Annotated in this window: 3 protein-coding genes; all 3 read right to left on the bottom strand. The window is 62.8% G+C overall.

Translation table 11 applies throughout. The features are described from left to right. Positions 1–49 precede the first annotated feature (49 nt). Positions 50–340, bottom strand: coding sequence for a DUF6262 family protein (locus BANT918_RS17030; RefSeq protein WP_009885260.1), 291 nt, complete (start codon positions 338–340; stop codon positions 50–52). Next, a complete protein-coding gene (locus BANT918_RS17035) occupies positions 337–2,310 on the bottom strand; it encodes a tyrosine-type recombinase/integrase (protein WP_009885490.1) in 1,974 nt (657 codons plus the stop codon). The genes BANT918_RS17030 and BANT918_RS17035 overlap by 4 nt, the downstream gene beginning before the upstream one ends. Next, a partial coding sequence (locus tag BANT918_RS17040; RefSeq protein ID WP_208618153.1) for a tyrosine-type recombinase/integrase occupies positions 2,273–3,344 on the bottom strand: 1,072 nt, incomplete at its 5' end. The genes BANT918_RS17040 and BANT918_RS17035, both read right to left, overlap by 38 nt.

The following is a 3,344-nucleotide window of genomic DNA, read 5'->3' on the forward strand; positions in this document are numbered from 1 at the left end:
ATTATCCGGCTAATCAACGTCAGTTTGGTGTTTTGGCCGGTTAATGAAGTCAGTCGCGCAGGCGGCGTAGCTGTTCTTCGTGGCTGCGGATTTGTTCGGCCAGAGTATTTACCGCCGCCCGTAGCGTTGTAATCTCCTCGGTGATCACGGTCATCGGAGTCTCGGTGGTCTTGGCGTGTTTATGGTGCTCGACGATGGCGCGCAGGTCCGTGTCGCGGTAAAGCGTGGAGCGACTGAGCCCAGTAGCTTTGGCAACGGCGGTGAACGTGACTGGGTGGCCGTGACGGACCAGATCGGTACAGACACGCTCGACAGTGTTGATCCGGTCGTTGGAGTTCATCCGGCGGTGGCCTGCGTGTTAGCCATCAGCGCGTCGAGGCGGCTGATGAGCTTGTGGTGGCGGTCGGCTTCGTCGATCCATCCGCGGTCTTCGGCGTCGCGGGCGAGAGCTTCGGCGTCGACACGCTGGGCGGCCAGGATCGGCAGCGACGAGGCATCAGCACGGTAGCTGGGGCAGTGTTCACAGATGTTGGCATAAGGGCACGCACCCTGAGCGGGAGCGCGTAGGCAGAACCCGCCGGCCATCCGCGATTTCAGCAGGGGCGTGTCTTTCCAGTCCTGTCCGCCGGTGATGTCGGTCAATGGAAGCTGGGTTCTGCCGCCTGGACCGGTGTTACTCGGTGCGGTGTTTGGCGTTGCCTGCGGCGCTGTCTGCTGTTTGGCTAGGTCCAGTGCGCGTTCGTACTCCTCGCGGACGGTGGAGTCGAACAGGCGCCCGTAGCGCAGACTCATCTCAGCACTGACGTGGCCCAGCAGGGCCATCAGTGCTTGCAGGGAGACGCCGGCATTGACCAGCGCGGTCGCGTAAGTATGGCGCAACTGATGGGACGTGACGTGTTCGAGTCCTGCGATGTCGGCGGCGTGGTCGAGTTCGGCGCGTACTCCCTGCTGGGTGAGGCGGCGTCCGAGGTAGGTGAACAGGAACTGTGCAGACCGCCGGTAACGCGGGTGGGGCAACGGCCTGCCGTGGGAGCGGATCTGGGTGATCCGGTCGATGAGGTCGAGAGTCTCGACATCGAGGGGGACCATGCGTTCGGTGGCCATTTTGCCCAGCGGGATCTTCAGCCAGGCACCGTTGCCATCGATCTCGTGGACGCAGTCCAGTTCCAGGTCTAGTAGTTCACCGATGCGTAGCCCGCAGGCACGTTGGACCCGCAGGGCCAGTGCGGCCAGCTCGTTGGTGGGATGGTCGGTCAGCGCCTCTTGGAGGCGGCGGTCGGCGTCGATGGGCAGGTAGCGTGGGAGGACTTGTGGGAGTTTGGGGATGTCATCGCGGAAGATGACTTTCCGGGCCGGGGCGACGTCCCAGCCCCACTCGGTGATGTCGGTGAGAAACGTCGTGACCGCGACGACGCGGCGGTTGCGGTCGCCGATGCTGATCGGTTGCCCATCTTTGTCGCTGACAGTGTCGAGTAGCGATGACAGCCAGGGTTCGATGTGTCGGCGCCGGTCGAGTCCGGCGATGCTGGAGAGGTCGGGGTCGATGGTGGCGAGGAAGACGCCGAAGTGTTTGAGCCGGGTCGCCAATACTGAGACGGTCTTGGTCTGGCAGGTGGCTTTCTTCCTTTCCAGGTAGCCGATGATTTCTTCCCGGAGCGGAGCCGTGACCTGGGCGAGACGTTCCTGAAATGGAATCGGGCCACCGCAGCGGGGCAATGAATTGACGATGCCTAGATGAAACAACACTGTCTGGGTGTTGCTGATGGCTGCGAGGTAGTGAGGGTGATTGATTCCGGTGCGTTGGGTACGTTCGTGGCAGGCTGCAGCGAACTCGTCGAGGTCACTCTGAGCCAGATCGGCGATGCCCCGGCCAGTCTGAATCAGAAGCCGTATCGGCACTTGCGAACCGGTTGCCAGGCGCACTCGCATCGAAAAGCCCAGGTTTTCGGAAGCTGTGAGGAAGCGATCAATTTCGGTTTCTAGGGGGCTGCCATCGATTTCGCGCCACACCGAGGACAGTTTACGTTCGAGTAGATAATCGTAGCCAGGTCGGAATCCATGGTGGAGCATGAGGAACGTGATGACCGGTCGGGTCTGATTGTCGGCCGCGAGGCGATCGGTCAGTGGCTGGGCGGCCCAGGCCTGCGGGTTGGGCCAGGTGCGGAAGAAGTTCCGCGCAGCCCGCTCATAGACCACGTTTCCCCGGCCCGTGGCGGCCAGGCGGGTGAGATAGGCGGCCAACAGATCCTCACCGCTCAGTCCTGGGCGGGTATCAATGGAGCTGGGTGCGGATACGTTCGCGTGCTGCATCGAACTCTCCTTTCACGTGGACCGGAGCCAAATGCACGTATCGGGCGGTGGTGTCGACGTGGGCATGGCCGAGTAGGGCCTGCATCACTGCGAGATCGACACCGGCTTCGGCCAGGACAGTTCCGAACGTGTGTCGCAGCGCGTGTGGATGTCCACCGGCCACGCCCGTGAGGTCCCGGTGGTAGCGGAAGATGGTCCGCAGCCCAGCTGCAGTCAGTCCTTGCCCACGGTGGGTGCCCTTGGCCACCAGGAACAATTGGTCAGAGTCCGAGGCGGGCCGCTCGGCCAGCAGATACACGTCGATGACCGAGGCGACGTCGGCATCTAAGGGCACGCGACGCTGCTTCGCCCCTTTCCCGGTCACGGTGATCCATCGGCCCCCGATATCGACGTCCTTGACGTGGAGGGCGAGTACCTCACACGATCGCAGGCCACACCACAGCATCAGCCCAGCCATTGCTCGGTCGCGCCACGTGCGCAGGCTGGTGACTAGCTTCGTCGCGTCCGCTGTTGATAACGCCACCGGCAGCTTCTTCGGTTCCCGTAGCCGCAACGCCGAGCGGGGTTGGTGTCGACGTCTGGTGTGAGCGAGCATCCCGGACTTCTCCCCACTGGCCAACCAGCGTGCCTCACGTCCGCGGGGGACGGGATTTTTCGCATCCGGGTCGCGTAGCCCAGCGAAGGTGAATAACCCCGAGATCGCGGCCAGACGTCGGTTGATCGTCGTCGCTGCGTATCGATCCAGGCGCTGGCCGGTCATCGATACCACGTTGGGGCCGGCCCTGCCGGGGATCGTTGCTTCCCGACACGCTCGTAGGTAGCCGAGCAAGGTGTCCGTGGTCACGGTGTCCAGGGCATTGGCCTGATCGATTAACCAACGGCAAAATGCTAGTAGATCATACCCGTATGCCCGCACCGTCGCTGGCGAGTAGTTGCGATCCAGCAGATGGCTGAGGTATTCGTTGACGAGTTCGAATCGCGACGCGTCTGGTCCGGCCAGCTCCCAACCTTCACCGCTTTGTGTAAGTCGCAGA

This window comes from Brevibacterium antiquum CNRZ 918 (genome assembly GCF_900169145.1).
In the GTDB taxonomy this organism is placed as follows: domain Bacteria; phylum Actinomycetota; class Actinomycetes; order Actinomycetales; family Brevibacteriaceae; genus Brevibacterium; species Brevibacterium koreense.

Excerpts from the sequence above, each read along its gene's own strand:
- BANT918_RS17035 (WP_009885490.1), bottom strand. The coding sequence starts at position 2,310 with ATGCAGCACGCGAACGTATCCGCACCCAGCTCCATTGATACCCGCCCA.
- BANT918_RS17030 (WP_009885260.1), bottom strand. The coding sequence starts at position 340 with ATGAACTCCAACGACCGGATCAACACTGTCGAGCGTGTCTGTACCGAT.